Origin of the sequence: Streptomyces sp. NPDC006339, assembly GCF_040612775.1 — a bacterium.
Lineage (GTDB): Bacteria > Actinomycetota > Actinomycetes > Streptomycetales > Streptomycetaceae > Streptomyces.
This window is the reverse complement of sequence record NZ_JBEXQW010000037.1, coordinates 23,684-49,431: the sequence shown is the minus strand read 5'-3', so window position 1 is coordinate 49,431 and position 25,748 is coordinate 23,684. Positions and strand designations below refer to the sequence as shown.

Sequence of the window (25,748 nt, the reverse complement as noted above, 5' to 3'; positions counted from 1 at the left end):
TTCACCTAGCGTAGTGGCATGCTTGCGCCCTGTGGTCAAGGTGCGTGAAGAAGACCACTCCAAGGTGGGGCGGCGGCCCCGGGCGCGTAGCCTCCCTACTTATGAGTACGCACGCCTCTGACCCCCTGGCCGCCCTCGGCTCCCTGCGGGGCGTCGCCGACTCGGTGGACTCCGTACGCAAGGCCGTGGACCGGGTCTACGGCCACCGTGTGATGCGCCGCCGCAGCAACGAGATCACCTCCGAGGCGGCGCTGCGCGGGGCGCGCGGCTCGGCCGCGCTCTCGGGTGCCGACTGGGCCCTCGAGGAGGTCCGCCGGCGTACGGACTTCAGCGCGGACGCGGAGGCCCGCACGGTCGGCGCGGCCCTGCGGCTGACCGCGGAGTGCGGCCAGCTCTTGTCCATCTGGCGCCAGTCGCCGCTGCGGGTGCTCGCCCGGCTGCACCTGGTGGCCGAGGGCGAGCCGCGTGAGTCGACGGGACGGCCGCGCCAGGTGGGCGAGGCGGTGGACGAGTCGCTGATCGAGGCGCCGCTGCCGGACCCGGCGGAGGTCTCCGGCCGGCTCGACGGGCTGGCCGACCTGATCATCGCGGGCGGCGCCGCCCCGGCCCTGGTCACCGCGGCCGTGGTGCACGGTGAGCTGCTCGCCCTGCGGCCCTTCACCTCGCGCAACGGTCTGGTCGCGCGGGCGGCGGAGCGGATCGTGCTGATCGGCAGCGGCCTCGACCCCAAGGCGATCTGCCCGGCCGAGGTCGGCCACGCGGAGCTGGGGCGGGCGGCCTATGTGGCCGCCTTCGAGGGGTACCTGTCGGGGACCCCGGAGGGCATGGCGGCCTGGATCGCGCACTGCGGCCGCGCGGTCGAGCTCGGCGTGCGGGAGTCGACGGCGGTCTGCGAGGCGCTGCAGCGCGGCGCGGCCTGAGGCCGTACGTCCCCCGACATGGGTTGCGGCGGTACCAGACTTCGGTACCGCCGCTGGCACGTCCGCCCAGTTACCAAGCGTCCTCGATATGTGCCCATCAGGCGGGGAACTTTGCCCTTCGCCTGGTGCGGCTGGCCCTTAATCGAAGGGTCGACGTCGCGTGGGTGCCAGGTTTCCGTGCTTAGGTCCGTGGGGCCTTCTTGCTCAACAGGTGATCCTCTCGGATGTCCCAGGTCTCGCGGGCCTGATTCCTTTCTACTCCTGTCCGGAGGGAAGCGAAAGTCCTGACTCCGCTTCTTTGCTTTCTTCTCAAATCCGGGCAAAGTGATCGGCAAGTGGGGTGGCCTAGGCGGCCCCGGCCGCCCGCGTCAGCGCGGCCTGCCGGCGGCGGCTGGCGTACCAGACGAGACCGGCCGTGGCGGCCGCCGCTCCCACGGCCGCGGCGGCGACGAGCGCCGGACGGGGCGGCATCCGGAACTCCGGAAGCCGCTGCTTGAGCCGGACCGGCTTGTTGAAGAACAGGACCGGCCAGTCCCGGGCCGTGGCCTCCCGGCGCAGCGCCCGGTCGGGGTTCACCGCGTACGGGTGGCCCACGGCCTCCAGCATCGGCAGGTCGGTCGCGGAGTCGCTGTAGGCGTAGCAGCGCGCCAGGTCGTACCCCTCGGACTCGGCCAGCTCGCGCACCGCCTCGGCCTTCGTCGGGCCGTACGCGTAGTACTCCACCTCGCCCGTGAAGCAGCCGTCCTCGCCGACCACCATCCGGGTGGCGACGACCCGGTCGGCGCCGAGCATCTCGCCGATGGGCTCGACGACCTCGGCCCCGGAGGTCGAGACGATCACGACATCGCGGCCCGCGGCGTGGTGGTCCTCGATGAGGGAGGCCGCCTCGTCGTAGATGAGCGGGTCGATCAGGTCGTGCAGGGTCTCGGCCACGAGCTCCTTGACCTGCGCGACGTTCCAGCCTTTGCAGAGCGCGGAAAGATATTCGCGCATCCGCTCCATCTGGTCGTGATCCGCTCCGCCCACCAGGTAGACGAACTGGATGTACGCCGTCCGCAGCGCGGCACGGCGGCTGATCAGCCCGCCCCGGTAGAAGGACTTGCTGAAGGTCAGCGTCGAGGACTTCGCAATGACCGTCTTGTCCAGGTCAAAGAAGGCGGCTGCGCGCGGCATCGAGTGGTTTTCCACGAGCCTGAGCATAGGTGCCCGCCATTCGGCGTACGCTGGGGCGCGTGGGTTTGCCTGAGAAGGCTCTCGGGTACACCATGGAAGTCACGGATCGTTCGCGACCGTGCTAACCCGGACCGGCTCCTCCCCCCCCGAGTCGGCCGGAGAGACGACCCCCGCTCTCCCCCCCGGCGGGGGTCGTCGCATGTCCGGACACGTTTTCGTCCATCGTTCCACCACTTTCCCCTCTCGCTGCGGCCCGCGGGCGTCGTCGGGCACGCCGACGCGAACCCCGCCGTTTCGTCACTCAGCGTAGTCGGCCTGCTGCTCTGCGGGCAGTACCTGTTCGGGTGGCGAAGTTATTCACAGGCGCCGGGTTATCCACAGTTTTCGAGCAAGATCCCCAAGATTTCCGAGACGCCTGCACGGTGATTCCGGCCGCGAAGTCCGCGGACCGCAGGAATCACGTGAGGGGTGTGTGCCGTGGAGCGACCGAAGACTTCCGCGACGCGGAGGCGAGACGGGTCCGCCGTCGTCCCGTACGAGGGCCGGGTGCCGTACGAGGACCGGGGGCCGGCCTCGGGCCCCGGCCCTCGTCATGCGAGCGCGCGAGCAGGGGACGGGAGCGCGGACGACGGAGTACGGCCGCCCCGGCCGCTGATCCTGACCGAGGACCTCGTGCTCCTCGACGACCTCCTGCGGCTGTGCGCCGCCGCGGGCGCCGAGCCCGAGGTGCACCACACCGTGCCCGAGCGCCGCGCGGCCTGGACCGACCCGCCGCTCGTCCTCGTCGGCGACGACGTCGCGGCCCGCTGCCGCGGCGCCACCCGCAGGCCCGGCGTCCTGCTCGTCGGCCGGGAAGCGGACGACCCGGCCGTGTGGCGGCAGGCCGTCGAGATCGGCGCGGAGAGCGTCCTGATCCTGCCCGACGCGGAAGGCAGGCTCGTCGACCTGATCGCCGACGCCGTCGAAGGAGCCGGCGGGCAGGCGCTGACCGTCGGCGTCATCGGCGGTCGCGGCGGGGCCGGGGCCTCCACCCTCGCCTGCGCCCTGGCCCTCGCCGCGGCGCGCGCCGGACAGCGCACCCTGCTCGTCGACGGCGACCCGCTCGGCGGCGGACTCGACGTCCTGCTCGGCGGGGAGCGGGTCGAAGGACACCGGTGGCCCGACTTCGCCGCCTCGAAGGGGCGCCTCGCCGGCGGGGCCCTGGAGGAGTCGCTGCCCTCGGTGCGGGGTCTGCGGGTGCTGAGCTGGGACCGCGGCGACCCGGTCCACGTGCCGGCGGAGGTCATGCGCTCGGTGCTCGCCGCCGCCCGCAGGCGCGACGGCGTGGTCGTGGTCGACCTGCCCCGCACGCTCGACGGCGCCGCCACCGAGGCCCTGGCCCAGCTCGACCTCGGCCTGCTGCTCGTCCCCGGCGAACTGCGGGCCGTCGCCGCCGCCCACCGCGTGGCGGGAGCCGTCGGCATGGTGCTCCAAGACCTCCGCGCCGTGGTGCGCGGCCCCTACGCTCCCGGGCTCGACGAGCGGTGGATCGCCGAAGCCCTGCGACTGCCCCTCGTCGGCGAACTCCCCTACGAGCCCGATCTTTCGGCGGCCGGAGACGGCGGGGCGCCACCCGGCGCCGACGACCGCGGCGGACTCGGACGGTTCTGCGCCGCGTTCTGGGAGCACGCACTCGCCCCGGAGCGTGCCGCGTGAGCGGGGCGGGGCTGCTCGACGCGGTACGGCAGCGGCTCGCGGAGAGCGGCGCCGAGCCGACCCCGGCGCGGGTCGCGGCGGCCCTGCGGGCCCAGGGGCGGCTGCTGGGAGACGCGGAAGTGCTCGGCGCCGCCGAGGAATTGCGCTCCGAGCTGGTCGGCACCGGACCGTTGGAGCCGCTGCTGGCCGATCCCCGCGTCACCGACGTCCTCGTCTCCGCGCCCGACCGCGTCTGGGTGGACCGCGGTGCCGGGCTCGAAGCGACCGGGGTGACGTTCCCCGACGCGGCGGCGGTACGGAGGCTGGCGCAACGGCTCGCGGCCGTGGCGGGCCGGCGCCTCGACGACGCCCGGCCCTGGGTGGACGCCCGACTGCCGGACGGCACCCGGATGCACGCCGTCCTGCCGCCGGTCGCCGTCGGCTCGACCTGTCTGTCGCTGCGGGTGGTCCGGCCGAGGGCCTTCTCCGTAGGGGAGTTGACCGACGCGGGCACCGTCCCGCCGGGCGGGGAGCCGGTCCTGAGGGCGCTCGTCGAGGCCCGGGTCTCCTTCCTCGTCAGCGGCGGTACGGGATCGGGCAAGACGACCCTGCTGTCCACACTGCTCGGCCTCGTCGGCGCACGGGAGCGGATCGTCATCGCCGAGGACTCGGCCGAACTGCGCCCCGACCACCCGCATGTCGTGCGCCTGGAGGCGCGTCCGCCCAACCAGGAGGGCGCCGGCCTCGTGACCCTGCGGGACCTGGTGCGCCAGGCCCTGCGGATGCGGCCGGACCGGCTCGTCGTCGGCGAGGTCCGGGGGGCCGAGGCGGTCGACCTGCTGGCCGCCCTGAACACCGGCCACGAAGGAGGCTGCGGAACGGTCCACGCCAACACGGCGGCGGACGTCCCCGCCCGTCTCGAAGCCCTGGGGACGGCGGCCGGACTCGACCGGGCCGCCCTGCACAGCCAGTTGGGCGCGGGGCTCTCCGCGGTGCTGCACCTGGTGCGGGACCGGTCCGGGCGGCGGCGGATCGCCGAGGTGCACGTCCTCGAACGGGACCGGGAGGGGCTGGTGGTGACGGTGCCCGCGCTGCGCTGGGCGGCGGACGGGTTCGAGCGTGAGCGGGGCTGGGGGCGGCTGCGGTCGCTGATCGGAGGGGAGCGGTGACGGTGACGACGACGATGCCGGGAGGTCTGGCGGCGCAGGGAGCGGTGGCGCTGTGCGTGGTGGCGGCGCTGTGGTGGACGGCCGAACGGGAGCGGGCGGCCCGCAGGGCCCGGACGGTCCTGGCCCTGCCGGGAGGCGCGGCCGTGTCGCTCCGGCCCGCGGTCACCGGACGGTGGTGGGAGGCGGTGCGCGGCCGGCCGGAGTGGCTGTGCCTGCCGGTGGCGGGAGCGCTCGCGCTCCTCGGGTCCTCGCCTCTTCCGCTGCTCGCCGGGGCGGCCGCGGTGCCGCTGGTCGGGCGCAGGCTGCGGGCGGCCCGCGGTGGACGGGAACGGGAAGCGCGCGCCGACCGGGTGGTCGCGCTGTGCGGGGCCGTCGCGGGCGAGCTCAGAGCCGGCCGGCAGCCTGCCCAGGCCCTCTCGTTCGCGGCGCGGACGACCGGGGCCCTCGGTGGAGAGGAGGCGGCGGTCCTCGCCGCCGCCCGGTTCGGCGGGGACGTGCCCGAGGCGCTGCGGCGGGCGGGTCGGCAAGAAGGTGCCGAGGGCCTGGCCGGCCTGGCCGCCTGCTGGCAGGTCGCCGTCGACGGCGGCGCGGGCCTCGCCGCCGGCCTCGACCGGCTGGAGGCCGCGGTGCGGGCCCACCGGGACCAGCGGGAGCGGCTGCGGGCCCAACTGGCGGGAGCCTGGGCGACGGTGGCGGTCCTCGCCGTCCTGCCGCTCGCCGGACTCGGCCTGGGCGCGGCACTCGGCGCCCGCCCGCTGTGGGTGCTGCTCCACACTCCCGCCGGCCTGGGCTGCCTGGCCGTCGGCGGCGTGCTGGAGGCCCTGGGACTGTGGTGGGCGGCCCGGATCGTGCGAGCGGGGGAGCGGCCATGACGGTGCTTCTCGCGGCGCTGTGCGCCGTCGCGGCGGTCATCGTGACCGTGGTGGATCACGGTCGCCTACGAAGGGGGCGCCGGCGGATGAGCGCACTCCTGGCGGCCGGACCGTGCCAGGGAGCGGCGCCGGCCCCCGGCCGGAGGCGGGGCAGCGGACTGCCGGCGACGCTGCGGACCTGGGGCGTGCCGATCCTGGCAGCCCTCGGCGCGTACGTGCTGATCGGCGGGCTCCTCGGTGGCACCGCCGGGATCGCCGCCGCCTGGGGGCTGAGACGGTGGCGGGCGCGCCGGCCGCGAGGCGCGGGCACGAGTGGCGCGGACGACATGGAGGCGGCGCGTCAACTGCCGCTCGCCGCGGACCTCCTGGCGGCGTGCGCCTCGGCGGGAGCCGGGCCGGGCGAGTCCGCCGAGGCGGTCGGCCGGTCCCTGGGCGGCCCGGTCGGTGAGCGGCTGATCCGCACCGCCGCCGAGCTGCGGCTCGGGGGCGAACCGTCCGAGGTCTGGCGGAGGTTCGGGGAGATTCCGGGTGCGGAGGGTCTCGCCCGCTGCCTGGAGCGGGCGGCCTCCTCCGGGGCGCCTGCCGCCGAGGCCGTGGCACGGCACGCCGACGGCCTGCGGGCCGCCCGCGCCCGCACGGCGACGACCCGCGCGCAGCGGGCCCAGGTGCTGATCACGGCGCCGGTCGGGCTGTGCTTCCTGCCCGCCTTTCTGGCGGTGGGCGTGGCGCCGGTGGTGATCGGTCTGGCGAGCGGACTGCTCGGCGGCCGGTGACAGCGGGAGGCGGGAGGCGCGATGACGCCACGGCGACGCGAAGAGGCGACGACACAGCAACACAGCAACACCCAGACACAGCGACACCCAGACACGGCAACACCCACACACAGCAACGCGACGGCACGACAGGTGTCCGCACAAGACGGGAGACGGGACATGAAGATCGGGAAGCGCTTGGCCGGTTGGTGGCGGACCCGGAAGGCCGCGGCGCGGCGGGACGCCGGAATGAGCACGACGGAGTACGCGATGGGCACCATCGCCGCGGCCGGTTTCGCGGCCGTGCTGTACAAGGTCCTCACCAGCGGCGCGGTCACGAAGGCGCTGGAGTCGGTGATCGGGAAGGCCCTCGATGCGCCGTTCTGACCGGGGTTCGGTGACCGCGGAGGCGGCGGTCGTGCTGCCCGCCCTGGTCCTGTTCACGGCGACCCTGCTGTGGGCCCTCGGCGCGGCCGCCGCGCAGATCCGGTGCGTCGACGCGGCCAGGGCGGGTGCGCGGGCGGTGGCCCGCTCCGAGCCGCTGCCGGCTGCCGAGGCCGCGGCCAGGGCCGCCGCTCCCGAGGGCGCCAGAGTCGGGGTCGTGCGCGAGGGGGACCTCTGGCGGGTCACCGTGGAGGCGGCGGCACCCGGGCCCGGCGGACTGGGGCTGACCCTGCGGGCCGCGGCGGTGGCGCTCGCCGAGGAGACGGTGTGAGCAGCCGGGGCCGGAATGACCGGGGAGCGGCGACGGTGTGGACCGCCCTCGCGGCCTGCGCCCTGTGCGTGGTGTTCGGTGCCGTCCTCGCGCTCGGCCAGGCCGTCACGGCCCGCCATCGGGCCGGCGGCGCGGCCGACCTGGCCGCCCTCGCCGCCGCCGACCGCGCCCTGTGGGGCGAGGCGGACGCCTGCGCGGCCGCGACCCGTGTCGCCACGGCCCAGGGAGCCGCCCTGATGCGCTGTGACGTCCGGGACGACATCGCGGACGTCACCGCCGGGGTCACCCTCGGCCCTTGGACGAGCGAGGTCAGATCCCGCGCGGGACCTCCCCTCCCCGCACCCCTCCCCGGCCTGGCACCCGCACCCCTTCCCGGCCCGCCGGCGGGGCCGCCGCCCGCGCCGTACGGGTGACCCCGGGCTCCTGCCGGAGCCGCAGGGGGAGCCCCGGTCGCGGCGGTCCTGCGCCCCTTCCGGTGGCGGGGCCGGTCGACGGCTCCCGCCCGGCCGGCGCCTGGCCGGGCGTCCGCCCGGGGCCGTCCGCATGGCCCCGGCGGCCCGCCGAGGGCTACGTGCCCTCCGCCTCCCCGCTCCCCTGGTCCCGCCCGGGGGTCGTCTCCTCGGGGGCGCCTCGGAGGAGCTCCGTCAGGAGGCGGACCGCGCCTCGCTTGTGGAGGGGGTCGTTGCCGTTGCCGCATTTGGGGGACTGGATGCAGGAGGGGCAGCCGGAGTCGCATTCGCAGGAGGCGATGGCCTCGCGGGTGGCGGTCAGCCAGGAGCGGGCGGTGTGGAAGGCGCGCTCGGCGAAGCCCGCGCCGCCAGGGTGGCCGTCGTAGACGAACACGGTCGGCAGCAGTGTGTCGGGGTGGAGCGGGACGGAGACGCCGCCGATGTCCCAGCGGTCACAGGTGGCGAAGAGCGGCAGCATGCCGATGGAGGCGTGTTCGGCGGCGTGCAGGGCGCCGCCGAGGATCTCCGGGTTGATCCGGGCGGCGTCGAGCTGGTCCTCGGTGACCGTCCACCACACGGCCCGGGTGCGCAGGGTGCGGGGCGGCAGATCGAGCTTGGACTCGCCGAGTACCTCGCCGGTGATCAGCCGGCGGCGGAGGAAGGAGACGACCTGGTTGGTGACCTCGACGGAGCCGTAGCAGAGGCGGCCGGCTCCCCACGGGATCTCGGTGTCGGTGGACAGGACGGAGATGGAGGTGATGTCGCGGGCGGTGGTCGAGTAGGGCGGGTTCGCCTCCTCGACGAGGGCCACCGAGTCCTTGAGGTCGAGCTCGCGAACCAGATAGGTGCGGCCCTGGTGGAGGTGGACGGCGCCCTCGTGGACGGAGGCGTGGGAGGCGGCCTCGTCGACCGTGCCGAGCAGCCGCCCCGTGCCGGACTCGACGATCCGGACGGGGCTGCCGCCGCCGCCCCGGATGTCGGTCAGGTCGGCGGCCCGCTCCCTGCGGGTCCAGAACCAGCCGGTGGAGCGGCGGCGCAGCAGACCGGCGGCCTCCAACTGGGGCAGCAGTTCGGGCACGGCCGGCCCGAACAGGGTCAGGTCGGACTCGGTCAGCGGCAGTTCCGCGGCGGCGGCGCACAGATGGGGGGCGAGGACGTACGGGTTGTCGGGGTCGAGGACGGTCGATTCGACCGGCTGCTGGAAGATCGCCTCGGGGTGGTGGACCAGGAAGGTGTCCAGCGGGTCGTCGCGGGCGACCAGGATCGCGAGCGCGCCCTCGCCCGTGCGCCCCGCGCGGCCGGCCTGCTGCCACAGGGAGGCGCGGGTGCCCGGGTAGCCGGCGATCAGGACGGCGTCCAGGCCCGAGACGTCCACCCCCAGCTCCAGGGCGGTCGTGGCGGCCAGGCCGAGGAGTTCGCCGGAGTGCAGCGCCCGTTCCAGGGCGCGGCGCTCCTCGGGCAGATAGCCGCCCCGGTAGGCGGCGACCCGGCGGGCCAGGGAGCGGTCGACCTCGGCGAGGCGTTCCTGGGCGATCACCGAGATCAGCTCGGCGCCGCGCCGGGAGCGGACGAAGGCGACCGATCGGACGCCCTGCACCGTCAGGTCGGTCAGCAGGTCGGCGGTCTCGGCGGTGGCGGTGCGGCGGACCGGCGCGCCCTGCTCGCCGTGCAGCTCGGTCAGCGGCGGCTCCCACAGGGCGAAGACCACGTCGCCGCGCGGGGAGGCGTCGTCCGACACCTCGGTGACGGGCAGGCCGGTGAGGCGGCCGGCGGCGAGGGACGGTTCGGCGGAGGTGGCCGAGGCGAGGAGGAAGACCGGTTCGGAGCCGTACCGGGCACAGACGCGACGCAGCCGGCGCAGCACCTGGGCGACGTGGGAGCCGAAGACGCCCCGGTAGGTGTGGCACTCGTCGATCACGACATAGCGGAGGGAGCGGAGGAAGGAGGACCAGCGGGAGTGGGAGGGAAGTATGCCCCGGTGCAGCATGTCGGGGTTGGTGAGCACGTAGTTGGCGTACTGGCGGACCCACTCGCGCTCCTCGACCGGCGTGTCGCCGTCGTAGACGGCGGCCCGGATCCGGTTGCCGAGCGGCGCGGCCAGTTCCCGTACGGCACGCCGCTGGTCGGCGGCGAGCGCCTTGGTGGGGGCCAGGTACAGAGCGGTGGCGCCGCGCCCGTTGGGGGCCTCGGCGCCGTCCAGGAGGGTGGAGAGGACGGGGGTGAGATAGGCCAGCGACTTGCCCGAGGCGGTTCCCGTGGCGATCACCACAGAGGTGCCGTCCAGCGCGTGCTCGGCGGCTTCGGCCTGGTGGGCCCACGGGTGCTCGATGCCGGCCTTCTCGATGGCGGCGATCACTTCCGCCCGGATGCGGTGCGGCCAGACGGCATGACGGCCCGCCCGGGCGGGCAGATGCTCCATATGGGTGATGCGCGCGGCCCGGCTCTCGCCTCGCGAGAGTCGGTCGAGGACCTCACCGGGAGAGGGGCGGCTGCCCGTGTCCCCGGTGGGTCGGCTGGGGCGGTGATTCGTGGCCATCGGCACCGAGTGTGTCACCGGCGTGACGGACAATGCTTCCAAGGCGTCGTGCATGACTGCCGGTAAGTGATTGAATGCCATCGCGGCCGGCGATCCGTCCCGTGGCTCCGCACGGGAGACCTCGAGGGACGGCCGCTCGATAGCTAGGTGCTGGAGGACCCGTGGACCTGTCTCTGTCGACTCGCACTCTGCCCGGCCCCAACGGCGACCGTACGGTCGTCGAGGTCGGTGGCGAGATTGATGTGTATACCGCGCCCAAGCTGCGCGAGCAGTTGGTCGAGTTGGTGAATGACGGCAGCTACCACCTGGTTGTCGACATGGAAGGCGTGGACTTCCTCGACTCGACCGGCCTCGGCGTGCTGGTGGGCGGCCTGAAGCGCGTGCGCGCGCATGAGGGATCGCTGCGTCTGGTCTGCAACCAGGAGCGCATCCTCAAGATTTTCCGGATCACCGGCCTGACCAAGGTGTTCCCGATCCACACCTCGGTGGACGAGGCCATCAACGCCGCCGACTGAGGCCACGTGGAGGAGCCGTCGCTCCGCTTCGCGCAGCCGCCGCCGAGAACCCCAGGGGGATCGATCGCATGGCCACCGTTGAACTCCTCTTCAGCGCCCAGCCCGAGCACGTCCGCACGGCCCGCCTCGTGGCGGCCGCGGTGGCGCGCAGGGCCGGGGTCGACGAGGCGGTCCTCGACGAGGTCCGGCTCGCCGTCGGCGAGGCATGTTCGCGTGCGGTGGGGCTGCATCGCAGCAACGGCGTCACCACCCCCGTCCGGGTCGTGCTGACCGAGGAGGAGAAGACCTTCTCCATCGAGGTCGGCGACGAGGTGCCGGGCGCGGGCGTGGCGGCTGCGGACGCCGCCGGTGTGCCCGGCGCGCGGGACGCGGCGCCGGCCGAGGAGTTCGACGACGCGGACGGTGAGGACGAGATGGGCCTCGCGGTGATCCGCGGGCTCGTCGACGACGTCGAGGTGAGAGCCGGAGAGGACGGCGGCATCATCAGGATGAGCTGGCCCGCCCACCCGGACGCGGCGCTCGCCTGACCCCGGCGACGACCGCCCGCGGACCGCTACGGACCGGCCGCGGACGATCGCGGCGGGGAACGGCTGCCGCCTCAGCCGACGGCCCGGGACACCGGCACACGGCCCACGTGGCCCACAAACGACCCCGACCCCCCGCAAGCGCACCGGACGGCCCGCCCGCCCGCGGCCGGCCCACCAGGCGTCGGTGGGGCGGCACAGCCGCCGGCCGGGCTTCAGGACGCCCACCGCCGGCTCCGGCTCGTAGACCACCGAAAAAGAGGCCCTGCCCCGCAGGGCCTCTTTTTCCGTTCCCAGGCGGTATCGCCTGCCTGAGATCCATTACCGCATTCGGTGGTACTTGCGAGCTATTCGTGAATTCCGATTGCGGCGACCCGTTTTGATCAGGTTTCTCTCCTTACAATCCGCCTTGTCTTGACCATGCGACGTCAAGGAGGACGGAATGGCGGGTCTCGCAGCCGCGGTGCTCACTCAGGAGAACCGTGTGATCGTGGTCGTCGTCGCGGCCGTCGCCCTCGCGGCGCTGGTCGTGGCGCAGGTCCTCGTCCGCCAGGTGCTGGCGGCCGGCGAGGGCACGGAAGCCATGAAGAAGATCGCGGCCGCCGTGCAGGAAGGGGCGAACGCCTATCTCGCCCGGCAGTTGCGCACCCTCGGCGTCTTCGCCGTCGTCGTCTTCTTCCTCCTCTTCCTGCTGCCTGCCGACACCTGGTCGCAGCGGGCCGGGCGCTCGCTGTTCTTCCTGGTCGGCGCGCTTTTCTCGGCGGTCACCGGATACGTCGGCATGCGGCTCGCCGTCCGCGCGAACGTCCGGGTCGCCGCGGCGGCCCGGGAGGCCACGCCCGCCGAGGGGCAGCCGGAGAAGGACCTGGCCTCGGTGTCCCACCGGGCCATGAAGATCGCCTTCCGTACCGGTGGCGTGGTCGGCATGTTCACCGTCGGCCTCGGCCTGCTCGGCGCGTCCTGCGTGGTGCTCGTCTACGCCGCCGACGCGCCCAAGGTCCTGGAGGGCTTCGGCCTCGGCGCCGCCCTCATCGCGATGTTCATGAGGGTCGGCGGCGGCATCTTCACCAAGGCCGCCGACGTCGGCGCCGACCTCGTCGGCAAGGTCGAGCAGGGCATCCCCGAGGACGACCCGCGCAACGCCGCCACCATCGCGGACAACGTCGGCGACAACGTCGGCGACTGCGCGGGCATGGCCGCCGACCTCTTCGAGTCGTACGCCGTGACCCTCGTCGCCGCGCTCATCCTCGGCAAGGCCGCCTTCGGCGACCTCGGACTCGCCTTCCCCCTGATGGTGCCGGCGATCGGCGTGGTCACCGCGATGATCGGCATCTTCGCGGTCGCCCCGCGGCGCGCCGACCGCAGCGGCATGACCGCCATCAACCGGGGCTTCTTCCTCTCCGCGCTGATCTCGCTCGCCCTCGTCGCCGCCGTCGTCTACGCCTACCTCCCGTCCTCCTACGCCGACCTCAAGGGCGTCACCGAGCCCGGCATCCTCACCCACGGCGGCGACCCGCGCGTCCTCGCCCTGGTCGCGGTCGCCATCGGCATCGTGCTCGCCGCGCTCATCCAGCAGCTCACCGGCTACTTCACCGAGACCGGCCGGCGCCCGGTGCGCGACATCGGCAAGTCCTCGCTGACCGGCCCCGCCACCGTCATCCTCGCCGGGGTCTCCATCGGCCTGGAGTCCGCCGTCTACACGGCCCTGCTGATCGGCCTCGCCGTCTACGGGGCGTTCCTGCTGGGCGGCGCCTCCATCATGCTGGCGCTGTTCGCGGTCGCCCTCGCCGGCACCGGGCTGCTCACCACCGTCGGCGTGATCGTCGCCATGGACACCTTCGGTCCGGTCTCCGACAACGCCCAGGGCATCGCCGAGATGTCCGGTGACGTGCAGGGCGCCGGCGCCCAGGTCCTCACCGACCTCGACGCCGTCGGCAACACCACCAAGGCGATCACCAAGGGCATCGCGATCGCCACCGCCGTGCTGGCCGCGGCCGCGCTCTTCGGCTCCTACCGGGACGCCATCGCGACCTCGGTCGCCGACGTGGGGGCGAGGGCGAGCGAGATGAACCTGTCCATGAACATCTCCCAGCCCAACAACCTCTTCGGCCTGATCCTCGGCGCCGCGGTCGTCTTCCTGTTCTCCGGCCTCGCCATCAACGCCGTGTCCCGGTCGGCCGGAGCCGTCGTGTTCGAGGTGCGGCGGCAGTTCCGCGAGCACCCCGGGATCATGGACTACAGCGAGAAGCCCGAGTACGGCCGGGTCGTCGACATCTGCACCAAGGACGCGCTGCGCGAACTCGCCACGCCCGGGCTGCTCGCCGTGATGGCCCCCATCGCGGTCGGTTTCTCCCTCGGGGTCGGCGCGCTCGGCGCGTACCTCGCCGGGGCGATCGGCACCGGCGCCCTGATGGCCGTCTTCCTCGCCAACTCCGGTGGCGCGTGGGACAACGCGAAGAAGCTCGTCGAGGACGGTCACTTCGGCGGGAAGGGCAGCGACGCGCATGCCGCGACCGTCATCGGCGACACGGTCGGCGACCCCTTCAAGGACACCGCGGGACCGGCGATCAACCCGCTCCTGAAGGTGATGAACCTGGTCGCGCTGCTGATCGCGCCCGCCGTGGTGCAGTTCAGTTACGGGGACGACGCCAGCGCCTGGCTGCGGGCCCTGGTCGCCGTCGTGGCGATCGTCGTCATCGTGGCGGCGGTGCGGGTCTCCAAGCGGCGGTCGGTGACGGTGGGGTCGGACTCGGCCGACCGCGACGACTCCTCGACGGGTGCCGCGGTCGCTCCGTAGACCTCGGCCGCCGTCCCTCGCGGCGGCGGTGGGTGACACACCCTCACGATGGGGGCGGGCGCCGTCTTCTGACGTGACGTCCGCCCCTGTCTCCTTGGTGCAAACGGCTTCAATATCGGATGAATCGGTCGCACGATCGGTGGAAGTCGTCCGCACGGCGTGTATGTTCCGGGGCCGAGAGCCTTGGAAGGGACCGATCCGGTGAACAAGAAGCTTGCGGCCGCACTGTCCGGCGGCGCGGTACTGGTGCTCGTGCTGTCCGGTTGCGGCGACGACGAGGGCGACAAGGTCAACGACTGGGCCAAGACGTTCTGCGACCAGGCGCAGCCGCAGATCCAGAAGAGGGCCAACGCCAACCAACTGATCATCTCCACGGCGGCCGACAGCAAGCCCGCCACGATCCAGGCGGCCGACTCCAGGGCCTTCCAGGACATCGCCGACGCCGACCGGGCCCTGGCGAAGGCAGTGGAGAGCGCCGGGGCGCCGCCCGTCGAGAACGGCGAGAAGATCCAGCAGGACGCCATCAAGGAGCTCAACGCCACGGCCGTCGCGTACGACGGGCTGAAGAAGCAGGTCGACGCGCTCGACACGTCGAACCAGCAGAAGTTCGCCGACGGGCTCAAGGTCGTCTCCGACAACCTGGCGAAGATCCAGAACATGGACCAGGACGCCGTCGCCAAGCTCCAGGCGGGCGAGCTGGGCCAGGCCATGGCCAAGCAGCCGGGCTGCCAGACCCCCAAGGCGTCCACCCCGCCGACCGCCTCCCCGAAGGCCGGCGCCCCGGCGACCAAGTCGGCCACCACCCCGTCCGCCAAGCCCAGCGCCTCGGCCAAGAGCGAGGAGTAGCCCCGGGCGCCGCCCGGGCCGGGCCGCCGACGCGGCCGTCCGCGTCGGCCGGCCCGGCGGAGGCCGTTCGGGCCGGCCCCGGGGAAGGCCGTTCGCCGGACCCGGCCGGGGCCGGCGGGACAGGCGCCCGGCGGACGGGGCTCGGGACAGGCACCCGGCGGACGGGGCTCGTGCCGCCCGACATCCCTCCCCCGGACGCGCCCGCCCTGGCCCCGCCAGTGCGGGGGTTGTCGGTGGTGGGGGTCACAATGGGGCGCGTGAGTACGACCAGCACGACCACCAGCCTTCCGGTGCCCACGCACGCCGCTCGACTGCGCGAGGCCATGCTCGCCGCGGACTTCACCGCCGACGGCCTGCTCGATCTGCTCGGCGCGCAGGCGTACGCCGCCCTCGCGCGCAGTGAGACCGTGCCGGCGCTGCGGGCCACTCCCGGTGACTCCCCGCTGGAGACCCTCGTCCGCCTCTTCCTGCTCCAGCGGCCGGTCGCGCAGGAGCGGGCCGCCGCCGCGCTGCCCCTGGAGGAGGCGCTCGCCGACGGCTGGGTGGTCTGCGAGGACGACACCGTGCGCGCGACGGTCGACGTGCGGCCGTACGGCGGCCCGGACGGCGAGGACTGGTTCATCGTCTCCGACCTCGGCTGCGCCGTCGGCGGGGCGGGCGGCATCGGTACGAAGGACGAAGGGGTCGTCCTCGGCGTCGGCGGAGCCTCCACCACCCTCGCCGGCATCACCGTCCGCACCCCCGTCGCCACCGCCCTCGACCTCGGCACCGGCTCCGGCATCCAGGCCCTGCACGCCGCCCAGCACGCCACCCTGGTCACCGCCACCGACCTCAACCCGCGCGCCCTGGACTTCACCCGGCTCACTCTCGCCCTCTCCGGGGCCCGCGGCGCCGAGCTGCTGCAGGGCTCGCTCTTCGAGCCGGTCGACGGAGACACGTACGACCTCATCGTCTCCAACCCGCCGTTCGTCATCTCCCCCGGCAGCGGGCTCACCTACCGGGACGGCGGCATGGGCGGCGACGACCTGTGCCGCACGCTCGTCCAGCAGGCCGGAGACCGCCTCAACGACGGCGGGTACGCCCAGTTCCTCGCCAACTGGCAGCACGTCGAAGGCGAGGAGTGGCAGGACCGGCTGCGCTCCTGGGTGCCGCGCGGCTGCGACGCCTGGATCGTGCAGCGCGAGGTCCAGGACGTCACCCAGTACACCGAGCTGTGGCTGCGCGACAGCGGCGAGCACCGCGGCGACCCGGAGGAGTACCGCAGGGCGTACGGGCGCTGGCTCGACGAGTTCGAGGCCCGCGGGACCAAGGGCATCGGCTTCGGCTGGATCACCCTGCGCAAGAACGCGGCCGTCGCCTCCGGCGCGATCGAGCCGTCGATCGTCCTGGAGGAGTGGCCGCATCCCGTCGAGCAGCCGCTCGGCGACACCGTCCGGGCCCACTTCGAGCGCCAGGACTACCTGCGCACGCACGACAACGCGGCCCTGCTCGCCGACCGCTTCGTCCTCGCCCCCGAGGTCGTGCAGGAGCAGGTCGGCCTGCCCGGTGCCGAGGACCCCGAGCACGTGCTGCTGCGGCAGAACCGGGGGATGCGTCGCGCCACCCGCGTCGACCACGTCGCCGCCGGCTTCGCGGGCGTGTGCGACGGCTCGCTGAGCGCCGGCCGCATCCTCGACGCCATCGGGCAGCTCACCGGCGAGGACCCGGTCATGCTGCGGGACCGCACCCCGCAGGCCATCAGGCTCCTCGTCGAGGAGGGGTTCCTGCTGCCGGTCACCGGAGAGGAGACCGCCTGAGTCGATACGGATCGAGCGCGACGAGGCGGGGCCGGAGGGCGCACCCTTCCCGAGGCACTTCCCGGCGCTCTTCCTGACACCCTTCCTGACGCGCTTCCCGACGCTCTTCCTGAGGCCCTGGCCGACGGACCGGGAGGCGGCGCCCCTCGCGCCGCACCGGCCGGTCACGCGACGGCTCGCGGAGGAGGAAGTCCTCGTCCGCCCCCGTACGTTCGCCGCCGAGGCCGTCGACGCCCCGCTCGCCGGCCCGGAGGCGCGGGCCCGGCCGACACAGAGGTTCCGTTTCCCCGTACCCGCCCGGCTGCTCCCGGTCGGCGGTGTCCTCTCCGGCCGCGCCCTGTCCGACCGGAGGGCTCCGCCTGTGTCCAGCGGAACTGCGCTGGTCGGGCCGCCCCTTCAAGTATCCGCAGGTATCTCCTCCGCCCTCCCGGGGCGGGAACTCCGCGTCGCCGACGTCCGTTTCCCTCGTGTCGGCAACGCCGCGCCCGCAGCTTCCGCCTCCTGCCGCCCGCCGTCGTCCAGCGGGACGGCGCCCTCTGCCCCGCGCCACCCTGAGCCGCGCCGCGCCGCCCCTCCGCCACGCCCGGCGTCATGTGAGGAAGGTGACGAAAGAAGAGGGGAGGAAGCAGCAGTACCGGCCATCCTCGTGAAACCGTTCGGGACCCTCCGCGCCGTTCACCGGGAATTCGCCCCTACGACGCCGCGAGGTGCCAGCCTCGGCTACGGGGGCCGAAGAGCCACGGGCGACGGAACGGGGTACGGGCATGGAGAGCGGGCCGGCGATCTTCGCGGGAGCGGCGTTCACGCTGTTCGGAGCCGCGCTGCTGCTCTGGACGGGCGTCCGGGTGCGGCACGGCGAGCCCGTCGCGCTCGGCGTCGCGCCGCGCACCGCCGCCGCGCTCAGCACCCTCGCCGGAGCCGGATTCCTCCTCCTCGGGATCTGGTGCTTCGGACGGCTGTGACGCGTCCCCGGCGGCCGGGCCGCCCCGCCGGTCCGGGAGTCCGGGCGGCAGGAAAGGCAGAAGTCGGGTTACCGTTCGAGTGGCCGTTGCGGGCTTTCGCCGTTTGACACGGGGGCGGGTTGTACCGTCACACTCCGCAGCGACGACAGTGTCACCGTACGTGCCACTGCCGTGCGTGCCAGCGCCGTACGTACGCTGCGCCTGCGCCGTACGTACGCAGTCAGTACGTGCCAGAGAGCGTCGACCGGAGAGAAGAGCGAAGTTGTCCCCGACCAGCGAGACCGCACAGGGCGGCCGCCGACTCGTCATCGTCGAGTCGCCTGCCAAGGCGAAGACGATCAAGGGCTACCTCGGCCCCGGCTATGTCGTCGAGGCGAGCGTCGGGCACATCCGCGACCTCCCGAGCGGCGCCGCCGAGGTGCCCGAGAAGTACACCGGCGAGGTGCGCCGGCTCGGCGTCGACGTCGATCATGACTTCCAGCCCATCTATGTCGTCAACGCCGACAAGAAGGCGCAGGTCAGGAAGCTGAAGGAGCTGCTCGCCGAGTCCGACGAGCTCTTCCTCGCCACCGATGAGGACCGCGAGGGCGAGGCCATCGCGTGGCACCTCCAGGAAGTCCTGAAGCCCAAGGTTCCGGTCCACCGGATGGTCTTCCACGAGATCACCAAGGACGCGATCCAGGCCGCCGTCGCCAACCCCCGCGAGCTCAACAAGCGGATGGTCGACGCCCAGGAGACCCGCCGCATCCTCGACCGCCTCTACGGCTACGAGGTCTCGCCGGTCCTGTGGAAGAAGGTCATGCGCGGCCTGTCCGCCGGCCGTGTCCAGTCCGTCGCCACCCGGCTCGTCGTCGAGCGCGAACGCGAGCGCATCGCCTTCCGCTCCGCCGAGTACTGGGACCTCACCGGCGCCTTCTCCACCGGCCGCGCCGGTGACCCGTCCGACCCGTCGTCCCTGGTCGCGCGGCTCGCGGCGGTCGACGGCAAGCGTGTCGCGCAGGGCCGCGACTTCGGCGCCGACGGGCAGCTCAAGACCCAGAACGTGCTCCACCTCGACGAGGAGAAGGCCCGCGCGCTGGCCGCCTCCCTCGCCGACACCCGCTTCTCCGTCCGCTCGGTCGAGTCGAAGCCGTACCGCCGCTCCCCGTACGCCCCCTTCCGCACCACCACCCTCCAGCAGGAGGCCAGCCGGAAGCTCGGCTTCGGCGCGAAGGCGACCATGCAGGTGGCGCAGAAGCTGTACGAGAACGGCTTCATCACCTACATGCGTACGGACTCGACCGTGCTGTCCGAGACCGCCGTGGCCGCGGCCCGGGCGCAGGTCACGCAGTTGTACGGCGCCGAGTACCTGCCGGAGCAGCCGCGCGTCTACGCCGGCAAGGTCAAGAACGCCCAGGAGGCGCACGAGGCGATTCGCCCTTCGGGTGATCGTTTCCGCACCCCGGCGGAGACCGGTCTGACCGGCGACCAGTTCAAGCTGTACGAGCTCATCTGGAAGCGGACCGTCGCCTCCCAGATGAAGGACGCGACCGGCAACTCGGTCACCGTGAAGATCGGCGGCACCGCCGCCGACGGCCGGGACGCCGAGTTCTCGGCCTCCGGCAAGACGATCACCTTCCACGGCTTCATGAAGGCATACGTGGAGGGTGCCGACGACCCGAACGCCGAGCTCGACGACCGCGAGCGGCGCCTGCCGCAGGTCGCCGAGGGCGACGCGCTCTCCGCCGAGGAGATCACCGTCGACGGCCACTCCACCAAGCCGCCGGCCCGCTACACCGAGGCCAGCCTGGTCAAGGAGCTGGAAGAGCGCGAGATCGGCCGCCCGTCGACGTACGCCTCGATCATCGGCACCATCCTCGACCGCGGCTACGTCTTCAAGAAGGGGACGGCGCTCGTGCCGTCGTTCCTCTCCTTCGCCGTCGTCAACCTCCTGGAGAAGCACTTCGGGCGGCTCGTCGACTACGACTTCACCGCGAGGATGGAGGACGACCTCGACCGCATCGCGCGCGGCGAGGCCCAGGCGGTGCCGTGGCTGAAGCGTTTCTACTTCGGCGAGGGCGGTTCCACGGGCGTGCAGGGCGGTGCGGCGGACGCCGGCAATGGCGACGGCGACCACCTCGGTGGCCTGAAGGAGCTGGTCACCGACCTCGGTGCCATCGACGCCCGGGAGATCTCCTCCTTCCCCGTCGGCAACGACATCGTGCTCCGCGTCGGCCGCTACGGCCCGTACGTCGAGCGCGGCGAGAAGGACCAGGAGGGCCACCAGCGCGCCGACGTCCCCGACGACCTGGCGCCCGACGAGCTCACCGTCGAGTACGCGGAGGAACTGCTCGCCAAGCCGAGCGGCGACTTCGAGCTGGGCAAGGACCCCGTCAGCGGCAACATGATCGTCGCCAAGGACGGCCGCTACGGCCCGTACGTGACGGAGATCCTCCCCGAGGACACCCCGAAGACCGGCAAGAACGCGGTCAAGCCGCGCACCGCCTCCCTCTTCAAGTCGATGTCGATCGACACCGTCACCCTGGAGGAGGCGCTCAAGCTGATGTCGCTGCCCCGGGTCGTCGGCACCGACCCCGAGGGCGTCGAGATCACCGCGCAGAACGGCCGCTACGGCCCGTATCTGAAGAAGGGCACGGACTCGCGCTCGCTCACCAGCGAGGACCAGCTCTTCACGATCACGCTGGAGGAGGCGCTGGCGATCTACGCCCAGCCCAAGCAGCGTGGCCGGGCCGCCGCCAAGCCCCCGCTGAAGGAGCTCGGCACCGACCCCGTCAGCGAGAAGCCCGTGGTCGTCAAGGACGGCCGCTTCGGCCCGTACGTGACGGACGGCGAGACCAACGCGACCCTGCGCACGGGCGACAGCGTGGAGACGATCACGCCGGAGCGCGGTTACGAGCTGCTCGCCGAGAAGCGGGCCAAGGGCCCCGCGAAGAAGGCGGCCAAGAAGGCACCGGCGAAGAAGACCGCCACCAAGAAGACGGCGGCGAAGAAGACCACCGCCTCCGCCACCGCGAAGAAGACGGCCGCCAAGAAGACCACGGCCAAGACCACGGCGGCCAAGACCACCGCGGCGAAGACGGCTGCCAAGAAGACGACGGCCGCGAAGAAGACGGCGGCCGCGCCGTCGGAGTGACCACGGCCGTCGAGCCGGAGTGACCTTCCCGACAGCACGGGGGGTGCGGGCCGTTTCCGGGTCCGCACCCCCCGTCTGTTTGTTCGGGTGACGGCCGCAAGGAGCAAGGGCGTCCGGATAGGGTGGACGGATGACGCGAGCAGAGCAGCCAGACACCGACGCCGCACTCGTCGCCGATTCCCGGGAACGTGCCGTACGGGCCCTGTTGCGCCATCAGCCTCTGCGCAGGCTGTGGAGCGCCCAGCTCGTCGGCGGTACGGGCGACGCACTCGCCCTCCTCGTCCTGATCCTGCTCGGCTATCAGACGGCCGTGACGGCCGGCGCCCTCGGCGGCGGATACCGGGGGGCCGCGTTCGCCGTGGCCGCCGTGATCGCCGCCCGGATGGTCGCCGCCGTCCTCTTCGGCGCCGTGCTGCTCGGCCCGCTCACCGCGCTGACCGCGCCCGGCGGCCCGCTCGACCGCCGCTGGACCATGATCGGCGCCGACGGGCTGCGCGCCGCCCTGCTCGTCGTCGCCCCGCTGTGGATCGACTGGACCCCCGACCACGCGCTCTGGTACCTGCTCGGCACCGTCCTCGTCACCGGCGCCGCCGAGCGCCTGTGGACCGTCGCCAGGGAGGGCGCCGCCCCCGCGCTGCTGCCCGCCCCGCCCCTCGAAGGCGCCGCCGTCCGGCCACTGCCCGACCACCTGGGCGCGCTGCGCACGCTCAGCCTGCGCACCGGCTTCCTCGCGGTGCCCGCCGCCGCCGGCGTGCTGCTCCTCGCGACGCTGGTGAGCAACCTGCTCGGCAGCGGCATCGACTGGTTCGGCCGGCACCAGGCCGCCCTCGGCTCCTACGTCGCCGCCGGGCTCCTCGCCGCCTCCGTCGCCGTCCTGTGGTTCCTCGAACTGCCCGGCGCCGCGACCCCGCGCCCCCGCTCGCCCCTGGAGGGCCTGCGGCTCCCCGCGGACAAGGGCCGCACCGGCGCGCTCGGGCTGCTCGTCCTGGCCTGCGCGACCGTCGCCGCCGCCATCGCCGCGGCCGCGGCCGTCGCCGTGCTGCACGCCCATGACCTGGGCGGCGGGCCCGTCACGTACGCCCTGCTGATCCTCGCGCTCAGCGGCGCCACCGCCGTCGGCATCCGCACCGCGGGATCCGTCCTCACCGTCCTCTCCCGGCGCCGGCTGCTGGCCCTCGCGCTCGCCGTCACCGGCGTCGCGCTGCTCGCCACGGGCCTCGTGCCGGACACCGCGACCGTCCTGGCGCTGGCCGCCCTCGCCGGGTACGCGGCCGGTGTCGCCGCCCGCACCGGGCACAGCCTGATCGACCAGGAGACCGAGGAGGCCCGCAGGCCGCGGGTCACCGACCACCTCCAGGCCGTCGTCCGCGTCGGCATCGGCATCGGCGCGCTCGGCGCCCCGCTGCTCGCCGCCGCCATCGGCCCGCACCGCCTCGCCTCCGGCGACTTCGTCTTCGCCCACGGCGGCGCCGCCTTCACCCTGATGCTGGTCGGCGCGCTGCTGTTGCCGGTCGCCGCGCTCGTCCTCGCCAAGACCGACGACCGCGCCGGTGTCCCGCTCCGCCGTGACCTGCGCGACGCGCTGCGCGGCGCCGACCCGGCCCAGGCGCCGTCGGCGACCGGCTTCTTCATCGCCCTGGAGGGCGGTGACGGCGCCGGCAAGTCCACCCAGGTGCAGGCGCTCGCCGAGTGGATCCGCGCGAAGGGCCACGAGGTGGTCGTCACCCGCGAGCCCGGCGCCACTCCGGTCGGCAAGCGGCTCCGCTCGATCCTGCTCGACGTCTCCAGCGCCGGACTGTCCAACCGGGCCGAGGCGCTGCTGTACGCGGCCGACCGCGCCGAGCACGTCGACTCCCTCGTCCGGCCCGCCCTGGAGCGCGGCGCGGTCGTGATCTCCGACCGGTACATCGACTCGTCCGTCGCCTACCAGGGCGCCGGCCGTGACCTGTCCCCGACCGAGATCGCCCGCATCAACCGCTGGGCGACCGGTGGGCTCGTACCGCACCTGACCGTGCTGCTCGACGTCTCCCCGGAGACCGCCCGTGAGCGCTTCACCGAGGCCCCGGACCGGCTGGAGTCCGAGCCGCCCGAGTTCCACGCGCGCGTGCGGGCCGGTTTCCTCGCCCTCGCCGCCGGGGACCCCGGCCGCTACCTCGTCGTCGACGCCGGCCAGGAGCCGGAGGCCGTCACCACCGTCGTACGCCACCGGCTCGACCGGATGCTGCCGCTCTCCGAGGCCGAGGTGAAGGCCCAGGAGGAGGCCCGCAGGAAGGCCGAGGAGGAGGCGCGCAGGAAGGCGGAGGAAGAGGCCGCCCGCAAGGCCGAGGAGGAGCGCCTGGAGCGGGAGCGCCAGGAGCAGCTCGCCAAGCTCCGTGCCGAGGAGGAGGAGCGCAAGCGGCGCGAGGAGGAAGAGGCCCGTCGCCTGGAGGCCGAGCGTCAGGCGGAGGAGGCCCGGCAGCGCGCCGAGGAGGCCCGAATCGCCGCCGAGGAGGAGCGCAGGCGCCGCGAGGCCGAGGAGAAGACGCGCCGCGAGGAGGAGGAACGGCGCCGCAAGCAGGCCGAGGAGGAGGCCCGGCTGCGGGCCGAGGCCGAGGAGCGCCGCCGCGAGAAGCAGCGCAAGGCCGAGGAGGCGCTGATCCGCGCCGAGGAGGCCCGCAGGCTCGCCGAGGCCGCTGCGGCGAAGGCGGCCGAGGACGCTGCCCGCAAGGCGGCGGAGGAAGCCGCGCGGAAGGCCGCCGAGGAGAAGGCGGCCGCGGCGAAGGCGGCGGCCGAGGCTGCCCGTGAGGCGGCCGAGAAGGCCGCGCGGGACAAGGCGGCCGCCGAGAAGGCCGCGGCGGAGAAGGCCGCCGCCGAGCAGGCGGAGGCCGCGCGCAGGGCCGCCGGGGCGAGGGCTCTGGAGCAGTCGGCGAACGAGATCACGGTGGCGACGCCGATCGTGCGGCCGGACGCCGCCGAGCCGGGTGCCGGTCGTACGGAGAAGGGGAAGCCGGGCTCGGGACGGACGGGCGCGGGGCGCACGGGTGCCGGGGCGCCGGGTGCCCCGAAGGGGGGCGACTCGGCGGCGGACGACACGCCCACCGTGTCCCCGAACGAGGTCACCGTCCCCACCCCGATCGTCCGGCTCGACGAGGACACCACCGTCATCCCGCGGATCCGCGAGGCCGACGAGACGGCCGTGCTGCCGACCGTTCGGGACGCCGACGAAACGGCTGTGCTCCCGCCCGTACGGGACGCCGACGAGACTGCTGTGCTCCCGCCCGTACGGAACAGTGACCCAGCCGACCGGGTGCCGCAGGACTTCTTCCGGGACGAGCGGGCCCGGGGCGACGAGGCGGACGGCGGCGAGGACCGCACCCGTGAGCTGCCGCAGGTCGACGAGAACGGCAGGCCGCGTCGCCGTTCCGACTGGGCCGAGGAGACTCCGCTGGACGACCTGCCGACCCTCGCGGACGAGCTGCTCGGCTCCTTCGGGGACGACGACGAGGACGAGCGCCGGCGCCGTCGCTGACGGCCGCCGCCTCTGCCGGCTCCTCGCCGTCGACGGGACGGGACTGTCGGGGGACTGTCGGTGGGGTGCTCCACAATGGGAGGCGTACCTGAGGAGGGGCAGCAGACATGGCCGTATGGGACGACCTCGTGGGGCAGCCGCGGGTCCAGGAGCAGTTGGCCGCCGCCGCGCGCGACGCCGACGCGCTCGTGACCGCGCAGGCCGCCGGTGAGGACGGGCCCGACGCGTCGAAGATGACGCACGCCTGGCTGTTCACCGGCCCCCCGGGGGCCGGGCGGGACACGGCGGCGCGGGCGTTCGCGGCGGCGCTGCAGTGCGTGAGCCCCGACCGGGCGCTCGGCGGGGCGCCCGGCTGCGGCTTCTGCGACGGCTGCCACACGGCCCTCGTCGGGACGCACGCCGACGTCGAGGTGGTCCGCACGGACCTGCTCTCCATCGGCGTGAAGGAGACCCGCGACCTGGTCCGGCGGGCCCAGCTCTCCCCGGCCGTCGGCCGCTGGCAGGTCATCGTCCTGGAGGACGCCGACCGCCTGACCGAAGGCGCGGCGAACGTGCTCCTGAAGGCGGTGGAGGAGCCCGCGCCGCGCACGGTGTGGCTGCTGTGCGCGCCGTCGCTGGAGGACGTGCTGCCCACGATCCGTTCCCGCTGCCGGCACCTGACCCTCACCACCCCTTCGGTGGAGGCCGTCGCCGACGTGCTGATCCGCCGCGACGGCATCGAGCCGGAGGTGGCGCACGCGGCGGCGCGGGCCACTCAGGGCCACATCGACCGGGCCCGGCGGCTCGCCACCGACGAGCGGGCGCGGGCCCGCCGCGCCGTGGTCCTGAAGCTGCCGCTGCGGGTGGGCGACGTCGGCGCCGGACTGCGGGCGGCCCAGGAGCTGATCGACGCGGCGGCCGAGGACGCCAAGCAGGCCGCGGAGGAGACCGACACCAAGGAGACCGAGGAGCTGAAGGCGGCGCTCGGCGCGGCCCAGGGCGGCCGGATGCCGCGCGGCACGGCCGGGGCGATGAAGGAGCTGGAGGAGCGGCAGAAGCGCCGCCGTACGCGGACCCAGCGCGACAGCCTCGACCTCGCGCTCACCGACCTGACCGGCTTCTACCGCGATGTGCTCGCCCTCCAGTTGCGCGCGAGGACCCCGCTCGCCAACGAGGACGTGCGCGACTCCCTGGAGCGGATCGCCCGCGACACCACCCCCGAGCGCACGCTGCGCCGCATCGAGGCCGTGCTCGCCTGCCGCGAGGCCCTCGACCGGAACGTGGCGCCGCTGCTGGCGGTGGAGGCGATGGCGATGGCCCTGCGGGACTGACCGGCCGCCGCCGGCGCCACCGGCCCCGGTCGCTCATCCCGTGACTCCCGGTTGTCCACAGGGGCGATTGGACACGTTCCGTACCCGTTTCGATACG

At 73.9% G+C, this 25,748-nt stretch carries 19 protein-coding genes; 17 read left to right on the top strand and 2 right to left on the bottom strand.

Annotation, left to right across the window (positions count from 1 at the left end):
• The first annotated feature begins 101 nt into the window (after positions 1-101).
• Positions 102-920: an oxidoreductase gene (locus ABZ135_RS27030; RefSeq protein WP_356699009.1), complete on the top strand. Its 819-nt coding sequence runs from the start codon at positions 102-104 to the stop codon at positions 918-920.
• A gap of 345 nt (positions 921-1,265) precedes the next feature.
• Here the strand turns inward: ABZ135_RS27030 and ABZ135_RS27025 are convergent, their stop codons facing one another.
• Positions 1,266-2,120, bottom strand: a complete 855-nt coding sequence (locus ABZ135_RS27025) for an HAD-IB family hydrolase (protein WP_356699007.1) — start codon at positions 2,118-2,120, stop codon at positions 1,266-1,268.
• Between the two features lie 624 nt (positions 2,121-2,744).
• On the opposite strand from ABZ135_RS27025, the gene ssd reads away from it, so the two are divergent.
• The 7 genes from ssd (at position 2,745) to ABZ135_RS26990 (ending at position 7,688) form a co-directional block, all read left to right on the top strand.
• A complete protein-coding gene (gene ssd / locus ABZ135_RS27020) occupies positions 2,745-3,788 on the top strand; it encodes a septum site-determining protein Ssd (RefSeq protein WP_356699066.1) in 1,044 nt (347 codons plus the stop codon).
• Positions 3,785-4,936, top strand: a complete 1,152-nt coding sequence (locus ABZ135_RS27015) for a TadA family conjugal transfer-associated ATPase (RefSeq protein WP_356699006.1) — start codon at positions 3,785-3,787, stop codon at positions 4,934-4,936. Before ssd ends, ABZ135_RS27015 begins: the two co-directional genes overlap by 4 nt.
• A 14-nt stretch (positions 4,937-4,950) precedes the next feature.
• Positions 4,951-5,808 (top strand): type II secretion system F family protein, encoded by an 858-nt coding sequence (locus ABZ135_RS27010; protein ID WP_356699064.1) that lies wholly within the window; start codon positions 4,951-4,953, stop codon positions 5,806-5,808.
• Complete coding sequence (locus tag ABZ135_RS27005; RefSeq protein ID WP_356699004.1) at positions 5,805-6,581, top strand: type II secretion system F family protein; 777 nt, start codon at positions 5,805-5,807, stop codon at positions 6,579-6,581. The genes ABZ135_RS27010 and ABZ135_RS27005 overlap by 4 nt, the downstream gene beginning before the upstream one ends.
• Positions 6,582-6,740: 159 nt before the next feature.
• Positions 6,741-6,947, top strand: coding sequence for a DUF4244 domain-containing protein (locus tag ABZ135_RS27000; protein ID WP_356699002.1), 207 nt, complete (start codon positions 6,741-6,743; stop codon positions 6,945-6,947).
• The gene (locus ABZ135_RS26995) at positions 6,934-7,275 is read left to right on the top strand and encodes a TadE family type IV pilus minor pilin (protein ID WP_356699000.1); all 342 of its coding nucleotides are present in this window, start codon (positions 6,934-6,936) and stop codon (positions 7,273-7,275) included. Before ABZ135_RS27000 ends, ABZ135_RS26995 begins: the two co-directional genes overlap by 14 nt.
• On the top strand, positions 7,272-7,688 hold the full coding sequence (locus ABZ135_RS26990) for an Rv3654c family TadE-like protein (protein WP_356698998.1): 417 nt from the start codon (positions 7,272-7,274) through the stop codon (positions 7,686-7,688). The genes ABZ135_RS26995 and ABZ135_RS26990 overlap by 4 nt, the downstream gene beginning before the upstream one ends.
• 154 nt (positions 7,689-7,842) lie before the next feature.
• Here the strand turns inward: ABZ135_RS26990 and ABZ135_RS26985 are convergent, their stop codons facing one another.
• The gene (locus ABZ135_RS26985) at positions 7,843-10,341 is read right to left on the bottom strand and encodes a DEAD/DEAH box helicase (RefSeq protein WP_356698997.1); all 2,499 of its coding nucleotides are present in this window, start codon (positions 10,339-10,341) and stop codon (positions 7,843-7,845) included.
• A gap of 80 nt (positions 10,342-10,421) precedes the next feature.
• On the opposite strand from ABZ135_RS26985, the gene ABZ135_RS26980 reads away from it, so the two are divergent.
• The 9 genes from ABZ135_RS26980 (at position 10,422) to ABZ135_RS26940 (ending at position 25,651) form a co-directional block, all read left to right on the top strand.
• The gene (locus tag ABZ135_RS26980; RefSeq protein WP_356698995.1) at positions 10,422-10,775 is read left to right on the top strand and encodes an STAS domain-containing protein; all 354 of its coding nucleotides are present in this window, start codon (positions 10,422-10,424) and stop codon (positions 10,773-10,775) included.
• Between the two features lie 68 nt (positions 10,776-10,843).
• On the top strand, positions 10,844-11,302 hold the full coding sequence (locus tag ABZ135_RS26975) for an ATP-binding protein (protein ID WP_356698993.1): 459 nt from the start codon (positions 10,844-10,846) through the stop codon (positions 11,300-11,302).
• Between the two features lie 439 nt (positions 11,303-11,741).
• On the top strand, positions 11,742-14,096 hold the full coding sequence (locus ABZ135_RS26970; protein ID WP_356698991.1) for a sodium-translocating pyrophosphatase: 2,355 nt from the start codon (positions 11,742-11,744) through the stop codon (positions 14,094-14,096).
• Between the two features lie 201 nt (positions 14,097-14,297).
• A complete protein-coding gene (locus ABZ135_RS26965) occupies positions 14,298-14,942 on the top strand; it encodes a small secreted protein (RefSeq protein ID WP_356698989.1) in 645 nt (214 codons plus the stop codon).
• Positions 14,943-15,190: 248 nt separating this feature from the next.
• On the top strand, positions 15,191-16,738 hold the full coding sequence (locus ABZ135_RS26960; RefSeq protein WP_356698987.1) for a methyltransferase: 1,548 nt from the start codon (positions 15,191-15,193) through the stop codon (positions 16,736-16,738).
• Positions 16,739-17,502: 764 nt separating this feature from the next.
• A complete protein-coding gene (locus ABZ135_RS26955) occupies positions 17,503-17,700 on the top strand; it encodes a hypothetical protein (protein ID WP_356698986.1) in 198 nt (65 codons plus the stop codon).
• A gap of 262 nt (positions 17,701-17,962) precedes the next feature.
• A complete protein-coding gene (gene topA, locus ABZ135_RS26950) occupies positions 17,963-20,833 on the top strand; it encodes a type I DNA topoisomerase (RefSeq protein ID WP_356698984.1) in 2,871 nt (956 codons plus the stop codon).
• 130 nt (positions 20,834-20,963) lie between these two features.
• Positions 20,964-24,341 (top strand): dTMP kinase, encoded by a 3,378-nt coding sequence (gene tmk, locus ABZ135_RS26945; RefSeq protein ID WP_356698982.1) that lies wholly within the window; start codon positions 20,964-20,966, stop codon positions 24,339-24,341.
• 107 nt (positions 24,342-24,448) lie between these two features.
• Positions 24,449-25,651 carry a DNA polymerase III subunit delta' gene (locus ABZ135_RS26940; protein ID WP_356698980.1) on the top strand — a complete coding sequence of 401 codons (1,203 nt, stop codon included), beginning with the start codon at positions 24,449-24,451 and terminating at the stop codon, positions 25,649-25,651.
• The last annotated feature ends 97 nt before the right edge of the window (positions 25,652-25,748 follow it).